The 18,883-nt window shown below is 60.1% G+C and carries 15 protein-coding genes and 1 pseudogene; 6 read left to right on the top strand and 10 right to left on the bottom strand.

Annotation, left to right across the window (positions count from 1 at the left end):
• Positions 1 to 94: 94 nt before the first annotated feature.
• From HPDFL43_RS17120 to HPDFL43_RS17100, 4 genes and pseudogenes are all read left to right on the top strand, one after another.
• Positions 95 to 1,729 (top strand): putative bifunctional diguanylate cyclase/phosphodiesterase, encoded by a 1,635-nt coding sequence (locus HPDFL43_RS17120; RefSeq protein WP_210165607.1) that lies wholly within the window; start codon positions 95 to 97, stop codon positions 1,727 to 1,729.
• A 144-nt stretch (positions 1,730 to 1,873) separates the two neighbouring features.
• Positions 1,874 to 4,059, top strand: a pseudogene (locus HPDFL43_RS22395) (esterase-like activity of phytase family protein).
• A 272-nt stretch (positions 4,060 to 4,331) separates the two neighbouring features.
• Positions 4,332 to 5,369, top strand: coding sequence for an AbrB family transcriptional regulator (locus HPDFL43_RS17105; RefSeq protein ID WP_007198648.1), 1,038 nt, complete (start codon positions 4,332 to 4,334; stop codon positions 5,367 to 5,369).
• A 92-nt stretch (positions 5,370 to 5,461) separates the two neighbouring features.
• Positions 5,462 to 6,610 carry an Mrp/NBP35 family ATP-binding protein gene (locus tag HPDFL43_RS17100; protein WP_040450427.1) on the top strand — a complete coding sequence of 383 codons (1,149 nt, stop codon included), beginning with the start codon at positions 5,462 to 5,464 and terminating at the stop codon, positions 6,608 to 6,610.
• Positions 6,611 to 6,652: 42 nt separating this feature from the next.
• Here HPDFL43_RS17100 and HPDFL43_RS17095 read toward each other — a convergent pair whose 3' ends face one another.
• On the bottom strand, positions 6,653 to 7,837 hold the full coding sequence (locus tag HPDFL43_RS17095; protein ID WP_007198646.1) for a serine hydrolase domain-containing protein: 1,185 nt from the start codon (positions 7,835 to 7,837) through the stop codon (positions 6,653 to 6,655).
• A 133-nt stretch (positions 7,838 to 7,970) separates the two neighbouring features.
• Here HPDFL43_RS17095 and rirA point away from each other — a divergent pair, with 133 nt between their 5' ends.
• Positions 7,971 to 8,420, top strand: a complete 450-nt coding sequence (gene rirA, locus HPDFL43_RS17090; RefSeq protein ID WP_007198645.1) for an iron-responsive transcriptional regulator RirA — start codon at positions 7,971 to 7,973, stop codon at positions 8,418 to 8,420.
• Positions 8,421 to 8,480: 60 nt separating this feature from the next.
• Complete coding sequence (gene bglA / locus HPDFL43_RS17085) at positions 8,481 to 10,127, top strand: beta-galactosidase BglA (RefSeq protein WP_040450426.1); 1,647 nt, start codon at positions 8,481 to 8,483, stop codon at positions 10,125 to 10,127.
• A gap of 2 nt (positions 10,128 to 10,129) precedes the next feature.
• Here the strand turns inward: bglA and ade are convergent, their stop codons facing one another.
• The 9 genes from ade to HPDFL43_RS17040 form a co-directional block, all read right to left on the bottom strand.
• Positions 10,130 to 11,830, bottom strand: coding sequence for an adenine deaminase (ade, locus tag HPDFL43_RS17080; protein ID WP_007198643.1), 1,701 nt, complete (start codon positions 11,828 to 11,830; stop codon positions 10,130 to 10,132).
• A gap of 83 nt (positions 11,831 to 11,913) precedes the next feature.
• Positions 11,914 to 12,906 (bottom strand): ABC transporter substrate-binding protein, encoded by a 993-nt coding sequence (locus tag HPDFL43_RS17075; RefSeq protein WP_007198642.1) that lies wholly within the window; start codon positions 12,904 to 12,906, stop codon positions 11,914 to 11,916.
• Positions 12,907 to 12,937: 31 nt separating this feature from the next.
• Positions 12,938 to 13,807, bottom strand: coding sequence for an ABC transporter permease (locus tag HPDFL43_RS17070; protein ID WP_007198641.1), 870 nt, complete (start codon positions 13,805 to 13,807; stop codon positions 12,938 to 12,940).
• On the bottom strand, positions 13,804 to 14,691 hold the full coding sequence (locus HPDFL43_RS17065; protein WP_007198640.1) for an ABC transporter permease: 888 nt from the start codon (positions 14,689 to 14,691) through the stop codon (positions 13,804 to 13,806). Before HPDFL43_RS17065 ends, HPDFL43_RS17070 begins: the two co-directional genes overlap by 4 nt.
• The gene (locus HPDFL43_RS17060) at positions 14,688 to 15,176 is read right to left on the bottom strand and encodes a GNAT family N-acetyltransferase (protein WP_084594699.1); all 489 of its coding nucleotides are present in this window, start codon (positions 15,174 to 15,176) and stop codon (positions 14,688 to 14,690) included. The genes HPDFL43_RS17065 and HPDFL43_RS17060 overlap by 4 nt, the downstream gene beginning before the upstream one ends.
• The gene (locus HPDFL43_RS17055; protein WP_007198638.1) at positions 15,166 to 15,951 is read right to left on the bottom strand and encodes an ABC transporter ATP-binding protein; all 786 of its coding nucleotides are present in this window, start codon (positions 15,949 to 15,951) and stop codon (positions 15,166 to 15,168) included. The genes HPDFL43_RS17060 and HPDFL43_RS17055 overlap by 11 nt, the downstream gene beginning before the upstream one ends.
• Before the next feature lie 80 nt (positions 15,952 to 16,031).
• On the bottom strand, positions 16,032 to 17,489 hold the full coding sequence (hydA, locus tag HPDFL43_RS17050; RefSeq protein WP_007198637.1) for a dihydropyrimidinase: 1,458 nt from the start codon (positions 17,487 to 17,489) through the stop codon (positions 16,032 to 16,034).
• A gap of 83 nt (positions 17,490 to 17,572) precedes the next feature.
• Complete coding sequence (locus HPDFL43_RS17045; RefSeq protein ID WP_040449305.1) at positions 17,573 to 17,941, bottom strand: endonuclease domain-containing protein; 369 nt, start codon at positions 17,939 to 17,941, stop codon at positions 17,573 to 17,575.
• Positions 17,942 to 18,078: 137 nt separating this feature from the next.
• Entirely contained in the window at positions 18,079 to 18,840 is a 762-nt protein-coding gene (locus HPDFL43_RS17040; RefSeq protein ID WP_052093228.1) for a class II aldolase/adducin family protein, read from the bottom strand.
• Between the last annotated feature and the right edge of the window lie 43 nt (positions 18,841 to 18,883).

Genomic DNA, 18,883 nt, shown 5'->3' with positions numbered 1-18,883 from the left:
TTCTGCAAAGACAATACTTCCGTGCAGGATGCTGGACGCGTTTAACAGGGCAAGGTTTCTGATTGGCCGGGTTTCCCGCTCAAAGGGAGCATTGGTGACAAGCCGGCATTTGCTGTCAGCGGCTGAAATCTCGGAGGCCTCGCGATCGGGCATGGATACACGCAGTCTTAAGAAACGGGGTCATTTTGGCGGAGCCAGTGAGCTGGTTTTCGGTTTCCTGATCCTTGTGCTTATCGGCTCGTTCATGGCTGCCGACCAGCTGCTTGGCGTTCCCATTTCGGGTGCGAAAGATATTGTGCATCCCGATTGGCTGGCGCTTGCTGCCATTGGTGGAGCCGGGGCCATATTGTATCTGGGTTTGGCGGTTTTGGCGCTGCGCAATCAAGTCGCCAAGCTGAAGAAGAAGCACAAGAAGGTTGTCGCCCAGTTCGAACGGGACGCCCTGACCGGCGCCCTCAACCGGGAGAGATTTGTCACCGCGACCAAATCCGTTCTCGAGGTACGAGGCCGCAAGCGTTTTGCCGCTCTTTTTCTCGTCGACATTGATCATTTCAAGCAAGTCAATGACACGCACGGCCATCCAATCGGAGATCGTGTTCTCTGCTTCTTCGCCCAGCAGCTCGAGGCCAGCTTCCCGGATGGATGGGTAGGCCGGCTCGGTGGTGATGAGTTCGCCGTGTTCGTCGAGCATTCCGACCCGATAACGGAAGCGTTCGCGCAGAAGCGCTGTTCGGAATTCGTCGAACGGCTTGCCCAAGGACTGGATATCGGCACTCAGCGACTGATGGTCAGTGCATCCGTTGGAATTGCAATGGCTCCGCGCCATGGAAAGACCTGGGGTGCTCTGGTCGCCAATGCCGATATGGCGCTTTATGCTTCGAAGAAAAACGGCCGGGCTCAATCGACAATGTATGCCGAAGCGATGCTGACAGATGTTCGCAACGAAAAGACACTGATGCGGGAGCTGCGCGCCGCCATTCTGCTCAAGCACTTGCGTGTGGCGTATCAGCCGATTGTCGGTGTGAATGGGGACCTGGTTGCCTATGAGGCGCTGCTTCGATGGCATCACAGCCTTCGGGGCGTGATTACTCCGGATGTCTTCATCCCTATTGCCGAGCGGGCCGGCCTCATTTCAGATGTTGGATGTTACGTTGTCAGGCAGGTGTGTGAGGATCTTGAGAAGCTGCCCAAGGTTTCAGTCAATGTGAACATTTCAGCCAACCAGGTCGCTGCCCCCGACCTGGTCGACAGACTGTTGGGCATACTGAGCGAAACCGGCGTGGATCCTTGCCGAATTGTTCTGGAGGTCACGGAAAGCGCCTCCTTGATCTGCAGCGCCGACAATGCCAAGCGCCTCTCTGCGTTGCAGGCACACGGGTTCCGCATTGCTCTGGATGACTTTGGCATGGGGTATTCGGAGTTTAACCAGCTGCGTATGCTGCCCTTTGACATCATCAAGATCGACAAGAGCTTCGTCAATTCGCTGGGCAATGATGTCGTCACCGACGTTTTTGTCAGCGCTGTGGTGGAGATTTCCCGGCGCTCGGGAAAATCAGTCATCGCGGAGGGGATAGAAACGGAAGAAGACAGGTTGCGGGCGTTGGCGGCCGGGTGTGACTGCTTGCAGGGATTTTACTTCGGCAAGCCCGAGTTCCTGGAGGATTCCGGAATCAAGCTGTTGAGCAAAGCAACTGCGGGTGAAGAACCATCCGCAGGCGCCGTTACATGAAACCGGCAACGGCATAGGCGGTTTCATTCCCGCGAATGATCAGCTCTCAGCCATCAGAGCTTTCATATAACTGACACAAATCCGTCATGAAGCTGCAATCGGTGCAGTGGCACATCCTGTTGGATTTAAACGGGAGACTGCACCATGACACGACTTCTCAGCTTTACCTCCATACTCGCCCTTATCGCCGCATCAGCGTCTGCGGCCGACATGAATTTCAACCGTGTCGCCTCTTTTGCCACGCCATCGAACATGGCCGAGGGTGAAGACATCAATCGCGAGACATCGTCTGAAATTATTGCCGCCACTGAAGACGGCCAGCGGCTGATCTACACCGACAGCCCGCTTGGCGCTGTCGGCATGATTGACATATCCGATGCTTCCGCTCCCAAGCCGCTGGGCAATGTGGATGTGCAGGGCGAGCCCACTTCGGTGACCGTTATCGGGTCGACTGCCTTTGTCGCGGTCAACACCTCCGAGGATTATGTGGCAGTGGGCGGAAAGCTCCTGACACTCGACATGGATGCAAAGACCGTGACTGCCGAGTGCGATCTTGGCGGACAGCCGGATTCGATCGCCAGCGCCAAGGATGGTTCGTTCATCGCCATCGCGATTGAAAACGAACGCGATGAGGATCTCGATGATGGCGTGTTGCCGCAGATGCCTGCAGGTCAGTTTGCGATGATCGACGTCAAGGACGGTGCAGCCGATTGCGCCAGCCTGCGTTTTGCCGATGTCACAGGCCTCGCAGAGGTGGGCCCTTCAGATCCGGAGCCGGAGTTCGTCGATGTCAATGGGCTTGGTGAAACCGTGGTCACGCTTCAGGAGAACAACCACCTCGTCGTGCTGGATCGCGATGGCAAGGTTGTCTCGCATTTCTCGGCCGGTTCGGTGACGCTCGAAAATGTCGATCTGACCGATGAACGCGGCGCGTTGCGCTTTACCGAAACCCAGGTCGACCGCAAGCGCGAGCCCGACGCGGTCAAGTGGATCGATGATGATCACTTCGCAACCGCCAATGAAGGCGATTATGAAGGCGGTTCGCGCGGTTGGACCATCTTCAACAAGAACGGCACCGTGGTCTATGATTCAGGCACGTCTTTCGAATATGCCGTTGTCGAGACCGGCCACTATCCGGACAAGCGCTCCGACGCCAAGGGTGTGGAGCCTGAATCCATCGAATTCGCGGCATTTGATGGCATTCCTTACGTCTTTGTCGGCGCTGAACGTGCCTCGGTGGTTGGTGTTTATGATGTGAGCGATCCTGCAGCGCCGGTGCTCAAGCAAATCCTGCCGTCAGGCATCGCACCCGAAGGTATCGTTGCGCTTCCGGCCCGCAACCTGCTGGTCACAGCTAATGAAGCGGATCTGATCGAGGATGGCGGCGTGCGCAGCCACGTGATGGTCTATCAGCGTGAGGAGGCCCCTGCGGCTTATCCACAGATCACATCCGCAGGGGCTGACACCCTGATCGGCTGGGGCGCCCTGTCAGGCCTTGCCGCCGATCCAGACAGCAAGGGCACGCTCTATGCGATCAATGACAGTTTCTATGGCTACCAGCCAACCATCTTCACCATTGATGCCACGCAAACACCGGCACGGATCACTTCGGCGCTCGAAGTCACCCGTGGTGGCGCTCCAGCTCAGAAGCTCGATCTTGAAGGTGTGACGCTGGATGGCAATGGCGGTTTCTGGCTGGCTTCGGAGGGACGCAACGACCGCCTGGGTCCGCATGCGCTCTACCATGTCATGCAAAGGGTGAGATCAAGCACGAAGTCCCGCTTCCCGCCGAGCTTCTGGCCAACGAAGTCCGCTTCGGCATGGAAGGCATTGCCCGTGACGGGGATGTGCTCTGGATGCCGGTGCAGCGTTCCTGGAAGGACGATGCCAAGGGCGAGGAAGTCAAGCTTCTGGCCTACAACATCGACAGCGAGGAATGGGGTGCCGTGCGTTACAAGCTCGACGCGCCTGCTGACAAGGGCTGGGTTGGCCTGTCCGACATCGAGATCCACGGGGATTTCGCCTACATCATCGAGCGCGACAACCAGATTGCCGACAAGGCTGCGGTCAAGAAGATCTACCGGGTTGCCATGAGCGAGATGGTCCCGGCGCCGATCGGTGGAGAGCTGCCGGTCGTGGCAAAGCAGGAGGTTCGCGATCTTCTGCCCGATCTCAAATCGCTCAACGGCTATGTTGTCGACAAGGTTGAGGGTCTGGCGATCGACGCTGATGGCAAAGCCTATATCGTCACCGACAATGACGGTGTCGACGACAGCTCCGGGGAGACACTTTTCTTCACCGTGGATGGAATGGCCAGCGCCTCCAACTGATCATTTTCAATGACTCTTGAACGGCCGGGCGTGGCAATCACGCCCGGCCTTTTGCCGTGCGGCGCTGATCTCCAGGCACGGGGTCTTCCCATCAAATAGCAGATCCGCGGACAATGCACTCGACCAGGGCTGGCCGGCAAAAGCCTGGTCACTGGCAGGTCGCGCGACGGCAAATTGTAAGTTAAACAAGAACTGCAGAGCGATTCTGTCGTCTGCAATTTGTTGTTTTGTCTCCCAAATTGATTTGGGCCCCATGACAGGAGAGACGCGCAATGCCGCCAGTTTCTTGGCAGGCTTCGGTGTTGACCATAGCGGTTGCCGTGCTGGGGGCAGTGTTGTTTGCGGCGCTTTCGTTCCCCGCGCCCTATCTGACCGGTCCGGCAACAATGATCACGCTTGCAGGGCTTGCTGGAATGAAAATCCAGAGCCCGCCGCTGCTGCTGCGTCATGCGGTCTTTGTCATTCTCGGGCTGACCATTGGTCAGGGTGTGACGCCGGAGGTTCTCGATGCGATGCGGACCTGGCCGGTGACACTGACGGCTCTTGCAGCCAGCATCCTGGCAATCATCCTTCTGACACGCGCCGCACTGGTCCGGTACTGGTCGATGGACCCGACAACTGCGTTCCTGTCCTCCTCTCCGGGACATCTGAGTTACGTGCTGGGACTGACCGAGGGCGTGAAGGCCGATCTCAAGACAGTCAGCATCGTCCAGTCGATCCGGGTGCTGGCCTTGACGCTTCTGGTCCCCGCGGCGATTGCCCTCACCGGACAGCTTCCCGAACGTCCCGCTGTCGGCCCGGAGGAAACCGCTTTGGTTCCGCTGGTTCTGATGATCCTTTGTGCCGCACTGGTTGGCTACCTTCTGCATCGTTTGAAGCTTCCGGCAGCCTATCTGATTGGCGGCATGCTGGTGTCGGTCGGCTTGCATGTCACCGGAATTGTTGAAGGTGTGATGTCCTATTGGCTGGCTGCTGCAGCCTTTGTGTCGCTGGGTGCGCTGATCGGATCACGGTTTTCGGGCGTGACCTTGAAAGAGCTCCGGCATGCGTTCAGCGCCGGCGTGGCGGTGACGGTGCTCGGGGTTGTGCTTGCTGGGATCTTTGCCGTAATTGCCGCTGAAATCACCGGCATGGATGTTGTTGCGGTGCTGATCGCCTTTGCTCCCGGCGGCCTCGAAACCATGGCCGCGATGTCGGTGATCCTTGGCATTGATCCGACCTTCGTGGCGTCGCATCATGTGGCGAGGCTTTTGATACTGACCGTGATTGTTCCGTTCTTCGTGCTCCGCGGCAGAACCAACAAGAGCTAGGCAATCGGCTTTTTCTGTTCAGCGCCATTCTATTCGAACTCTGCCTGCATTATGTCATGGGTCGAGAGTTGAACATTTTTGCGGAGTGCATCGTGAGCGTGACCAAGGAAGACATTCTGGCAAAGCTGAAAACCGTCAAGGGGCCGGATCTCGAAAGCAATATTGTCGATCTGGGACTGGTGTCGGATATTTTCATTGCTGATGGGAAAGCCTATTTTTCGCTGACCGTGCCAGCTGCGCGTGCCCGCGAGCTTGAGCCGTTGCGCGAAGCTGCCGAACGGGCAGCCAAGACTGTTCCGGGAATCGAAGGTGCGATGGTTGCATTGACGGCCGCCCGGGAACCGGGAACGAGTGCCCCCCCGCCACAATCGGCCACACCACCAGCGCCTCCCACGCCTCCCGCAACCGCGCGTGCGCAGCCACAGGGCCGCGCCAAGATGGAGGTGCCGGGCGTTAAGACCATCATCGCGGTGGCGTCGGGCAAGGGCGGCGTGGGGAAATCCACCACCGCGGTCAATCTGGCTCTCGGACTGCAGGCCAGCGGCCTCAGCGTCGGTGTGCTCGATGCCGATATCTATGGGCCGTCGATGCCACGGCTCTTGGGGATTTCAGGGCGGCCGGAACAGCTCGAAGGCCGCATGCTCAAGCCGATGGAGAATTATGGCCTCAAGGTCATGTCGATGGGCTTCATGGTCGAGGAAGACACACCAATGATCTGGCGTGGCCCGATGGTGATGTCGGCGCTTAACCAGATGCTGCGTGAGGTTGCCTGGGGTGATCTCGATGTGCTGGTGGTCGACATGCCGCCTGGCACCGGCGATGCGCAATTGACCATGGCGCAGAATGTGCCGCTGGCGGGTGCGGTGATCGTTTCGACGCCGCAGGATCTGGCGCTGATTGATGCCCGCAAGGGGCTCAACATGTTCAACAAGGTCAATGTCCCGGTGCTCGGGATCGTCGAGAACATGAGCTTTTTCCTCTGCCCTGACTGTGGCGGACGCCATGACATCTTTGGTCATGGCGGCGCGCGTGACGAGGCGGCGCGGATCGGGGTTCCGTTCCTGGGCGAGGTGCCGCTGGCGATGCCGATCCGGGAAACCTCGGATGCCGGCAAGCCGGTGGTCGCCACCGCAGCCGACGGGCCGCATGCGAAGATCTACCGCGATATCGCGCTTGCAGTTCGTGCGCGTCTCGATGAACTCGAGGGCACGCGCGCGATGCCGGATATCGTGTTCGAATAGATCAGGTTCGGTTGTACGGCATGCACCGTAACCCGGCGTGGCTCAGGGGGCCGCGCAGATGGCCGCAAACATCGCCAGCATTTCCTGGTCGATCCCATCGCTCTGGGGTTCATGTTGTGACGAGGTGCAGGCGATGGCCGTATCTGTGTCCGGATCGCAGTAGAGAAACTGGCCGTGAATGCCTGCCGCGAGAAACGCGTTGGAACCACCGCCGACCTGATACCAGTTGCTGCGGTAGCGGCCATGCTCGAGAAAATCGGCCTGGGTTCCGCGCGCCCAGGCATCCGGATCGCCCATTGTGCGCATGTCCTTGATCCAGCGCTCGGAGACGATCCGGCCGCCTTTGCCGATGCCACCCGAGAGCAACATTTCCCCAAGCGCCAGCAGGTCATGCGGGCGTACCGAGATGCCGCCGGCAGTGCGAGGAGCGCCAAGATTGTCGACCGTGATGAACGCGTCAGCCGATGCGGCCAGGGGCTGCCAGAGAAGACGCGAGCACAGGTCTGCAAACCGCTCGCCGCTTGCGCGCTCGAGCACAATTCCCAGCATGTCGGAATTGGGCGACAGGTAGGCATGGTCGCCGCCATGGGCGTGCTCCGCCTTGTCGAGTGTGCGCAGCAAGGCAAGCATGCCATCGGTCTCGCTGCCGTCGCCAATTGACGGGTTCCAGCCCATCGCGCGGCGGTATCGTGCATAGGCGCCTTGCGAGAGGTAAGATTCGTCGAAATCAAGGCTGACGCGCATATCCAGCAGATCGCGGATGGTTGCGTCCTCATAGGCACTGCCGCGCACTTCCGGGACCAGTTCCATAATGGTTGTGTCCGGATTGAGCAGGCCCTGATCCTCCAGAATGCCCGCAACCAGCGCCGCGATTGATTTGGAGATCGAGAAGATCAGATGCGGATCGCTGCGGTCGACGCCTGGGGCGTGCCATTCCCAAAGGATCCCGGCGCCGCGCGACACCACAAGACTGTCGGTCTGGGCGCGGGCCAGGAGTTCGGTCATGGACTGCCCGGCACCAGGCCAGGCCGGCCGCGCGAGGATCTCCGGATTGCCGGCAAGTGCGGGCAGGGGGCGCGGTCCTGATGTGCGGATTCGTGCCGAGCGGACCATTTCCGACACGTTGCGAAAGGACCAGAAGCAGTAAGGCCGGGTGCGCCAGTTGGCGAGTGTGATCGTGTCGCGGGCGAAACCGTTGACAGTTTCAAACTGGTTTGGCTGCACCATTAATTGCCTCATGTCTGATTGCCCAGCCGTTCGGGCGGAAAAACTTGAATGAAAGGGTTTTCTTTTTCTGGAAGCATTCTAAACTGTATTTTAGCGGCAATGGAAGTGTCCGCCGGATGAATGGAGCAAGATCATGCGATTGACCCGTCAGACCAATTATGCGGTGCGGATGCTTATGTATTGTGCGGCCAATGATGGGAATTTGAGCCGTATCGGCGACATCGCCAAGGCCTATTCAGTTTCCGAGTTGTTCCTTTTCAAGATCCTGCAGCCATTGACCAAGGCGGGACTGGTCGAATCAGTTCGCGGGCGCAATGGCGGGATCCGGCTCGGCCGGGCGGCGGACAAGATCACGCTGCTTGATGTGGTCAGTGTGACCGAAGACAGTTTCGCCATGGCCGAGTGCTTTGAAAATGATGCGACCGAATGCCCGCTTGTCGATTCCTGCGGTTTGAATACGGCCTTGCGCAAGGCGCTTGGAGCCTTTTTCGAGGTGCTTGCAACCTACTCGATAGATGATCTCGTCAAGGCGCGCCCGTCGATCAATTTCCTGCTCGGGCTGGAAGAACAACCGGCGGCGTAAGAGAAATCCCACATTTGGACTTTGCCTCTTTCCGAGGCAGCTTTCTTTCAGGAGACCGATATGACCAATTCGCAGAATTGGTGGCGCGGCTGTGTCATCTATCAGGTCTATCCGCGATCCTATCAGGACACGTCCGGTGACGGCATCGGTGATATTCGCGGCATCATCGAGCGGCTCGATCACATCGCCTCGCTGGGTGTCGACGCGATCTGGCTGTCCCCATTCTTCAAATCGCCGATGGCCGATTTCGGTTATGATGTCTCAGACTACTGCGATGTCGACCCTATGTTCGGCACCTTGTCGGATTTCGATGAGCTGGTCGAGCTGGCCCATGCCAAGGGGCTCAAGATCATCATCGATCAGGTGATCTCGCATTCATCCGACCAGCATCCCTGGTTCAAGGAAAGCCGGTCGAGCCGGGACAATGCGAAGGCCGACTGGTATGTCTGGGCGGATCCGAAACCGGATGGCACCGCGCCCAACAACTGGCTGTCGATTTTCGGCGGACCAGCCTGGGAATGGGACACCGTGCGGCGCCAATACTACATGCACAATTTCCTGGCGTCGCAGCCGGACCTGAATTTTCACAATCCGGATGTGCAGAATGCCGTTCTAGACACTGTCCGGTTCTGGCTTGACCGGTGTGTGGACGGCTTTCGTCTCGACACGGTCAATTTCTATGTCCATGACAAGCATCTGCGCGACAACCCGCCGCTCAACAAGTCTCTGGAAGACGGCAACTTCATGGGGGTCGATGCGCCCGACACCAATCCTTACGGCTTTCAGGACCATCTCTACGACAAGTCGCAGCCGGAGAATGTCGTCTTTCTGCAGCGCTTCCGCGCGCTTTTGGATGAGTATGAGGGCCGGACCACAGTGGGTGAAGTCGGTGATGGCCGACGCTCGCTGAAGACCGTTGCGGCCTACACCAATGGCGGCGACAAGCTGCATATGTGCTACACATTCGACATGCTCGGTGGGGAGTTTTCGGCCGAACATTTCCGCCGCAGCATCGTCAATTTCCAGTCGGTGGTCAGCGATGGCTGGGTCTGCTGGTCGTTCTCCAACCATGATGTCGAGCGGCATGTCACGCGCTGGCTGCAAGAGGGTGACGACGCCGAACACCTGGCGCGCTTTGCCATCACCATGCTGTCATCGTTTCGGGGATCGATCTGCCTCTATCAGGGCGAGGAGCTGGGGCTGGAGGCAGCCGAGATTGCCTTTGAAGATCTGGTCGATCCCTACGGCATCAGGTTCTGGCCGGCCTACAAGGGCAGGGACGGATGCCGCACGCCGATGGTGTGGGAAAAGGACGCGGCCCATGCCGGATTTTCCGATGCGACGCGGACGTGGCTGCCGGTTCCCGACAGCCAGCGCCTGCACGCTGTTGATCAGCAGGACCATCTGAGCGGCTCGATGCTCAATCATTACCGCAAGACGCTGGCCTTCCGGAAAGCCCATGCCTGCCTTGTCGACGGTTCAATGACATTCCTTGAAACCAATGGCGATCTTCTGGCGTTTACGCGTGGTGAGGGCGAGGGGCGGTTGTTGTTCGTTTTCAATCTCGACCGCGAGCCTGCGGAATGGACACCGCCATCGGATCTGAAGATCGTCGAGGTTCTGAGGCTTCACGGCTTTGCCCCCGGTCATGAGGGCAGCACGGTTCATCTCAGCGGGCTCGATGCGTTCTGCGCCCGGCTCGCCTGAGCTTACGGATCGATGATCTCGAAGGCGTCGACATCGATCATGCCGCGATCGGAAATCTTGAGATGCGGGATCACCGGCAGCGGCAGGAAGGCCAGCTGCAGGAAAGGCTCGTCCAGCGTGCCGCCCAATGATTTTGCCGCCTTGCGTAGCGGGATTAGCGTTTCTCGCACCCATTCATAGGGCTGATCGCTCATCAGGCCGGCCACCGGCAGGGCGATTTCGGCGATCACCTTGCCGTCCTCGGCAACCACGAAACCGCCTCGGATTTCGCTCAGCCGGTTGGCGGCGACGGCCATGTCCGCCTCGGTCGCGCCAACCACGCAGATGTTGTGGCTGTCATGGCCGATGGTAGAGGCGATGGCGCCGCGCTTGAGGCCGAAGCCCTGAACAAAGCCGGTGGCGATGTTGCCGTTCTTGCCATGGCGCTCGATCACCGCGATCTTGAGGATGTCGCGGGCGAGATCGATCTGCTTCTCACCATTGTCGATGGCGAGATCGAGATCGCGGCGTTCGGTGATGATCTTGCCCGGCACGATGCCGATCACCGGTGTCGAACTGCGGTTCTTGCGAACGGTGAAGGAACCTGCCTCGACCAGTGGCGCCCGGACACTGTCGGTGCCGACCAGTTCGGTCTGCTTGCGGGTGGCGAACAGAGCGTCGGTGACGCGGCGGCCAGCGGAGAACACCATCTGGGCGTTGCAATCCTCAAGGCTGTCGAGCACCACCAGGTCGGCGCGCCAGCCGGGCGCCACCAGGCCGCGGTCGCGCAGGCCAAAGGCGCGGGCGGCGGAGATCGAAGCGGCGCGGTAGATCGCCAAGGGCTCCACGCCATTGGCGATGGCATGGCGGATCATGTAGTCGAGATGGCCGTGCTCGGCGATGTCGAGCGGGTTGCGGTCGTCGGTGCAGAGCGCCAGGAAGGGCGAATTGCGCTCGGTGATGATCGGGATCAGCGCGTCGAGATCGCGGCTGACCGAGCCTTCGCGCACCAGCACATGCATGCCCTTGGACATCTTCTCCAGCGCTTCCTCGGCGGTGGTGGATTCGTGCTCGGTGCGGATGCCGGCGGCGAGATAGCCGTTGAGGCCGAGCCCGCGCAAGAGCGGCGCGTGGCCATCGATGTGACCGCCCTGAAACGCCTCGAGCTTGGCCATGCAGGCGGGGTCCTTGAACAGAACGCCGGGAAAATTCATGAATTCGGCGAGACCGATCACCTGGGGGTGGTCGCGGAACGGCAGCAGGTCCTCGATGTCGAGGCGCGCGCCGGCGGTCTCGAGATGGGTGGCTGGCACGCAGCTTGAGAGCTGGACGCGGATGTCCATGATGGTCTGTTCGGAGCAATCGAGGAAGTAACGAATGCCGGTGGCGCCTATGACATTGGCGATCTCGTGCGGATCGCAGATGGCGGTGGTGACGCCGCGCGGCAGAACGCAGCGGTCAAACTCATGCGGAGTGACCAGTGAACTCTCGATGTGGAGATGGGTGTCGATGAAGCCCGGAACCACGATCCGGCCGGAGATGTCGATTTCCTCGATGCCGGAATAGCTCTCAAGCGTGCCGACAATGCGGTCGCCGCAGATGGCGATGTCACCGTCGCGCAGCTCGCCGGTGGTCAGATCAAACAGCTTGCCGCCCTTGAGAACGATGTCCGCCGGTGCCTTGCCCTGGCCCTGATCAATCATGTCACCAAGTCTGCTGGTCATGGCTGGTCTCTCTTTCTGCGCGTCCGAATCAAAAACCGGCCGGCTGTTGCAGCCGGCCGGTCCAGTTTACCCGAAAAGGGTGATCACATGGCTTTCATCTTGTCGGTCACGGCCGATGTCCATGCGCCTTCCGGCACCTTGGTGATGACCGGGTCGGAACCGCCCTTCATCAGCGTGTCGACGGTGCGCTGATAGTCGGCTTCATCGAGCGTACCGTCGGAGCCGGCGGTCAGCTTGGCGATTTCACCCATCATGCGCTTCTGGTGCTTTTCGGTCTGAGCGCCGCTGGCGTCATTTTCGAGAACGATCTCGGCTGCTTCATCCGGGTTTTCCTCGGCCCATTTCCAGCCTTCCATCGAGGCTTTGACGAAACGGGCAAGCTTGTCGACCATCTCCGGATCTTCAAGGCTCGATTCGAGCACATAAAGGCCGTCCTCGAGGGTCGCCACACCTTCATCTTCATATTTGAAGGTGACCAAATCGTCGGCGGAAAGACCTGCGTCGATGACCTGCCAATATTCGTTGTAGGTCATGGTCGACACGCAATCGGCCTGCTTCTGGATCAGCGGATCGACATTGAAGCCCTGCTTGAGCACTTCAACGCCATCGGCGCCACCTTCGGTCGGAATGCCGAGCTGGCTCATCCAGGACAGGAACGGATATTCGTTGCCGAAGAACCAGACGCCCAGCGTTTTGCCCTTGAAGTCTGCCGGCGAAGCAATGCCGGTTTCCTTGCGGCAGGTCAGCATCATGCCCGACGACTTGAACGGCTGGGCGATGTTGACCAGTGCGACACCCTTTTCGCGGCTGGCGAGAGCCGAAGGCATCCAGTCGACGATGACGTCGGCGCCGCCGCCTGCGATCACCTGCGGAGGCGCGATGTCCGGGCCGCCCGGCTTGATTTCGATATCAAGGCCGGCGGCCTCGTACATGCCCTTGTCCTTGGCCACATAGTAGCCAGCGAACTGGGCCTGGGTGACCCATTTGAGCTGCAGCGTCAGCTTGTCGGCTGCAAGTGCCGATCCGGCCATCAGCGAAAGGGCAAGCCCCATGGTGATTGAGATCGTCTTTTTCATGCCATTCTCCTCTGGTTGTGGCTCCGTCTTGTTATGCACCGGCTCTGCGCCGGTAGGACGGATGCCAGAAAGTTACGGCCCTTTCCGCGAGCGCTATCAGCCCGTAGGAAAGTGACCCGGCCAGTGCCGCGACGAAAATCGTGGCCCAGACCATATCCACATTCATGCGCCCGACTTCGGTGGAGATCCGGAAGCCCATGCCGACGATCGGGGTGCCGAAGAACTCCGCAACAATGGCCCCGATAAGCGCCAGAGTCGAGTTGATCTTGAGTGCATTGAATATGAAAGGCATAGCGGCGGGAAGCCGCAATTTGAAAAGCGTCTGCCAGCGCGTCGCGGCATAGGTGCGCATCAGGTCGCGCTCCATCGAGCCGGTTGCGGCAAGGCCTGCGACGGTGTTGACCAGCATTGGGAAGAAGGTCATCACCACCACGACGGCGGCCTTGGACTGCCAGTCGAAGCCGAACCACATGACCATGATCGGAGCGACACCGACGATCGGCAGGGCGGCGACCAGATTGCCGACAGGGATGACGCCCTTGCGCAGGAACGGGCTGCGGTCCACCAGGATCGCTGTGATGAAGCCGATGCCGCATCCCATCACGTAACCGGCGATCACCGCCTTGAGATAGGTCTGCTGGAAATCGGCCCAGAGAATGTGGGCGGAGCTCAGAATTCGGCCCCAGATCATCGAGGGCGCGGGCAGCAGCACGCTCGGCACGTTGAAACCACGGGTCACACCTTCCCAGAGTGCGATCAGGGCCGCGCCAAAGAGCACCGGGATGATGACATTGATCAACCTTGTGACCGACGGATTTTTCGGCTTCAGCCGGGCGAGCCAGACATTGACTGCCCAGGCCGCCAACCAGAACAGGATCGCCGTGAGAAAGGGGCCGTTCATGCCGGTTTCACTCCCATGCGCCTGTTGACCCGTGCGCCGATGATATCGACCAGTGAGACCAGAATTCCCGCAAGAGCCGCCGCCATCAACAGTGCCGACCAGATCTGCACGGTCTGGCCGTAATAGGAACCGGCGAGAAGCCGCGCACCAAGACCAGCCACCGCGCCGGTCGGCAGTTCGCCGACAATGGCGCCGACCAGCGCAATCGAGATCGCGACCTTCATCGAGGTCACGAGGAACGGAACGGCGGCCGGCAGGCGGAGCTTCCAGAAGGTCTGCGACGCGGACGCCGAATAGGTGCGCATCAGATCAAGATGCATCACTTCGGGCGATCTCAGCCCCTTGGTCATTCCCACGGCGATGGGGAAGAAGGAGAGGTACATCGAGATCGTCGCTTTCGGCAGCAGCCCGGATATGCCCACGGCATTCAGCACCACGATGATCATCGGCGCGATTGCCAGGATGGGGATCGTCTGCGAGGTGATGATCCAGGGCATCAGCGAACGGTCAAGCGTCTGGAAATGGACGATGCCGACCGCCAGCGCCACGCCGAGCACCGTGCCCATGGCAAAGCCGAGCAGGGTCGAGGAGAGCGTGATCCAGGAATGGTAGATCAGGCTGCGCTTGGAGGTGATCTTCTTTTCCACTGTGGTTTCCCACAGTTCTGTGAAGACCTGGTGTGGGGCGGGCAGCACCGGGCGTTCCTGGGCCATGGTGCGCGGCAGAATTTCCGAAAAACTGATCTCGGTTCCGGCGCGTTCGGCCTGATCGCGCTCAAACGGCGCGTTGAGGTACACGGCTGCGAGATACCAGATTGCGATGATCGCGAGCACCACCGTTCCGATCGGCAGGATCTTGTCGCGAAGGAGGCTGGGTGAGGTCATGCGGCCTCTCCCGGCCAGCGCATCCACAGCGTCGGGATGCCTTCTTCGGTCTTGTCGTCGCGCCGGGATGGATCCTCGACAAAGCCTTCGCGCGCATAAAACCGCAGCGCTTCGGTGTTTCGTTCGAACACCGTGAGCTCGAGGCTGTCGGGATGGGCAGCCTTGGCTGCGTCGAGCAGCAGCCGGCCTGTTCCCTTGCCACGCGCAGCGGGGCTCAGGTAGAGCGCGGGCACGAAACCGTCCTGCGGGTTCATCGACAGATAGCCCAGGATTTCGCCCCGCTCTTCGGCGATGAAGAGCCTACGTTTTTCGAGAAGTGCCGGAACGAACAGCGCCTCCACTGCATCGCGGCTGGCGGTGCGTGGCAGCCATTCGGTGGCGTCGATGTAATCATTGATGATCGCCGCGCATGTCGGCAGGTCGGCGAGTTCCGCCATGCGTATCAACGGTTCGGCCTGTTGAGTCCGGACAGCGCTAGTCATCATAGCTGTGCCCCGCCTTGAGGCCTTCGCGGACCTGATGGGCGATATGCAGGAACTCCGGCGTTTCGCGGATATCAAGCGGGCGTTCCGTGCCCAGCGCGCTGCAATCGATGACATCGTAAATGCGGCCCGGACGCGGGCTCATCACCACGATCTTGGTCGACAGGAACACGGCCTCGGGGATTGAGTGGGTGACGAAAACCACGGTCTTTTTCGTCTTGGCCCAGAGTTTGAGCAATTGCTCGTTCAGATGATCGCGGACAATCTCGTCGAGCGCGCCGAAGGGTTCGTCCATCAACAGCATGTCCGGCTCCACCGCCAAGGCCCGAGCGATGGAGGCGCGTTGCTGCATGCCGCCGGAAAGCTGCCAGGGGAATTTTTTCTCGAAGCCTGCCAGATTGACCAGTTCGAGATTGCTCTTGATGCGTGACGCGCGCGCGGCGCTATCAAGCCCCATGACCTCGAGCGGCAGGGCGATGTTGTCCTCAATGGTGCGCCAGGGAAGCAGTGCCGCCTGCTGGAACACATAGCCATAGGCGCGCGCCATGCGGGCCTGTTCGGGCGTCATGCCGTTGATCGAGACCGTGCCGCCGGTCGGCTGCTCGAGATCGGCGATGACCCTCAGCAGCGTGGTCTTGCCGCAACCGGACGGCCCGATCAGCGAGACGAATTCGCCCTCTGCGATGTCGAGCGTGATGTCCTTGAGGGCGTGAACCGGGCCGTCATTGGTCTCGAATGTGAGATCCAGATTCTGGGCGGAAATGACTGTCTCAGGCATGGGATGCTGCTTTTTGTTTTACTGTTCCAACGGTCATCGGCTTGCGCGCTCTTGGCCAAGAGCGCGCAGGTTTCATGCCATCACACCCCGCTTGCCGGAATGCCCGAGCGCTCGACCTTGCGTGGAGAGGTGAGTTCCTTCCAGGTCGACAGCGCCTTGTTGATCGGCGTGACCGGCGGGCGCTTGACGAACTGGCCATGGCCTTCCTGGGTCTTGATCTCACCGTCGTCGATGGCGACCATGCCTCTGGTCAGGGTGTAGCGCGGCAGGCCTTTGACGGTCTTGCCCTCGAACACGTTGTAATCAATCGCCGACTGCTGGTTGCCGGCTGAAATCGTCTTGGATTTTTCCGGATCCCAGATCACCAGATCGGCATCGGCGCCGACCAGCACCGCACCCTTTTTGGGGTAGGTGTTGAGGATCTTGGCGATGTTTGTCGAGGTGACGGCGACGAACTCGTTCATGGTCAGCCTGCCGGTGGCGACGCCGTAGGTCCAGAGCATCGGCATACGGTCTTCCAGGCCGCCGGTGCCGTTGGGGATCTTGGTGAAATCGCCGACGCCATAGCGCTTCTGTTCGGTTGTGAAGGCGCAATGGTCGGTGGCGACCACCTGCAGCGAGCCTGCCGACAGGCCCGCCCAGAGGCTGTCCTGATGCATCTTGTCGCGGAAAGGCGGGCTCATCACCCGGCGCGCGGCATGGTCCCAATCGGGATGGGCATATTCGCTTTCATCCAGTGTGAGATGCTGGATCAGCGGCTCACCCCAGACGCGCATGCCCTTCTGACGGGCGCGGCGGATGGCTTCGTGGCTCTGCTCGCAGGATGTGTGCACGATGTAGAGCGGTGTGCCTGCCATGTCGGCGATCATGATGGCGCGGTTGGTGGCTTCGCCCTCGACTTCGGCGGGCCGCGAAAAGGCGTGCGCCTCGGGACCGTTGTTGCCTTCGGCGAGGAGCTTCTGCTGGAGCTGGGCCACCACGTCGCCGTTCTCGGCGTGGACCATGGCGATGCCGCCCAGTTCGCCGACGCGGGAGAACGAGGAATACATCTCGTCATCATCCACCATCAGCGCACCCTTGTAGGCCATGAAGTGTTTGAAGGTGGTGATGCCGCGATCCTTGACCACGGTTTCCATCTCGTTGAACACCTGCTCGCCCCACCAGGTGATCGCCATGTGGAAGGAATAGTCGCAATTGGCGCGGGTCGATTTGTTGTCCCACATGGAGATTGCTTCAAGCAGCGACTGGCCGGGCGCGGGCAGGGCGAAGTCGATCACCATGGTGGTGCCGCCCGACAGTGCCGCACGGGTGCCGCTTTCAAAATCATCGCTCGAATAGGTGCCCATGAAGGGCATTTCGAGATGGGTGTGCGGGTCGATGCCGCCGGGCATGACATAGCAGCCGGTGGCATCGAGCGACTTGTCGCCGACAAGGTTGGGGCCGATGGCGGTGATGACGCCGCCCTCGATCATCACGTCTGCCTTGTAGGTCAGGTCGGCGGTGACGATGGTTCCGTTCTTGATGACAGTGGTGCTCATGATCTGCTTCCCGTGTTTGTTCTTTTGCGGTCATCCCCCTCCCCCTTGAGGGGAGGGGTTAGGGGTGGGGGTGTGCCTCTTGTTCAATTCATCAGTTCTAGCTCCCGAAGGATCTGTTCGATGCAGCCGTCGAATGTGTCAGACAGTTCACCGGTGTTAAACCGGACAACCCGGTAGCCCGCATTTTTCAACCACTCATCGCGTCGTTTGTCGTTAGCCATCCCTTGCCGGGTGAAATGATGCTCGCCGTCCACTTCGATAACAAGCTTGGCGGAGTGAATTGCGAAATCGGCAACGAAAGGGCCGATTGGAACTTGTTTGCGGACATGGAGTCCGTAGAGCCTTTTGAAACCGCGGAGTTCTGACCAAAGTCTTTTTTCACCCTCTGTCATGGTTCGGCGAAGCCTGCGCGCTCGCGGAATCATTTTTGGATCGACGATAGTAGGTGACATGAACAATACCCCCACCCCTAACCCCTCCCCTCAAGGGGGAGGGGGGACGGCAGTGCCGCCCGACCTCTCCCCCGGGGGGAGAGGAACCTGTCGGCTGGCCCTGTGCGTTCGCTCAATCATGTTTCAACGCTTCTGCCTCACTCCGCATAGCCGGGATTTTCACGGTCAAGCACACGTTTCATTTCCTCGAAATGCGAGAACTCGGCGTCCTTGTAGACATCCCATTCGCGCGCCACGGATTCCGCCAGTTCGTCGCTCATGACGTTCAGCGGCTGGCCGGTTGAGTAGGCCAGCACCATGGTCCGCGCGGCGCGCTCGAGATGGTACATCGCGTCGAAGGCCTCGGCGACGGTCGGTGCCAGGGTGGTCACGCCGTGATTGGCCATCATGACGGCCGAGTGATTGCCGATGGTGGTGGCGATGCGTTCGCCCTCGGCTTCCTCTGACGCGATGCCGCCGAAATTCATATCCATCGCCAGCCGGTTGAAGAAGCGTGCGGTGACTTGGTCGACCGGTTTGATCGACGGATCCTTGAGTGTTGCCAGCGTGGTCGCGTAGGGCGGATGAATGTGCAGCGCCACACGGGCGTGGGGCACATTGCGGTGAATGGCAGAATGGATCGACCATGCCGACGGATCGGGCGCGTCGGGCCGGTTCATCGTGTCGGGATCATCCGCGTCCACCAGCAGCAATTCGCTCGCCTTGGCGCGGGAGAAATGCTTCCAGCGCGGATTGATCAGGAACTTTTTGCCATCCGCCGAGACCGCGGCGGAGAAGTGATTGGCCACGCCTTCGTGCCAGTCGTAATAGGCGGCGAGGCGCAGGGCTGCTGCGAGATCGATCCGAAGCTGCTGCTCGTCGTTGCGGTCCATTGGCAAAACTTTGGCTGATGTGGTCATGGACTTGGTCTCCGCTGTTTGTGCGTCGAATGCCGGACGGATC

Source organism: Hoeflea phototrophica DFL-43, assembly GCF_000154705.2.
Taxonomy (GTDB): domain Bacteria; phylum Pseudomonadota; class Alphaproteobacteria; order Rhizobiales; family Rhizobiaceae; genus Hoeflea; species Hoeflea phototrophica.
The sequence above is the reverse complement of the archived record's forward strand: the minus strand, read 5'-3'. Positions and strand labels throughout refer to the sequence as shown.